Annotated in this window: 1 protein-coding gene; it reads left to right on the forward strand. The window is 69.3% G+C overall.

Going from position 1 to position 514, the window contains the following annotated elements; all coding sequences use genetic code 11:
* Positions 1-514: KS-MAT linker domain-containing protein (locus tag AQI88_RS42240; RefSeq protein ID WP_482258166.1), on the forward strand; the 514-nt coding region annotated here is incomplete at both ends.

The following is a 514-nucleotide window of genomic DNA, read 5'->3' on the forward strand; positions in this document are numbered from 1 at the left end:
CATCATCGAACAAGCCCCTGCCGACGACACCCCCAACACCAACACCGACCCTGCCGACAGCGAGACCGGTGTGGTGTTGCCGGTGGTGCCGTGGCTGGTGTCGGGACGGTCGGCTGCCGGTTTGGCCGCGCAAGCGGAGCGACTGGCGGGGTTCGTCCAGGACCGTGCGGATGCGGGTGTGGCCGATGTGGGTTGGTCGCTGGCCAGGACCCGGGCAGCGTTGGAGTATCGGGCTGTGGTGCTGGGCGCAGACCGGGAAGAACTCCTGGCGGGGCTTGATGCGCTGGCCGGCGGTCGTGAGGTCGCAGGCGTGGTCACGGGAACAGTGGGTGCGGTCGGGAAGGTCGGCTTCGTGTTCACGGGCCAGGGTGCGCAGCGGCTGGGAATGGGCCGGGAACTCTACGAGGCGTTCCCTGTGTTCGCGGAGACTTTCGATGCCGTCTGCGTGGGCCTGGACGAGCACTTGGACGGCTCGGTGGCTGCTGTGGTCCGGGGTGAGGGCCGGGCGGAGTGG

The sequence above is a fragment of the Streptomyces cellostaticus genome (genome assembly GCF_001513965.1).
Classification (GTDB): Bacteria; Actinomycetota; Actinomycetes; order Streptomycetales; family Streptomycetaceae; genus Streptomyces; species Streptomyces cellostaticus.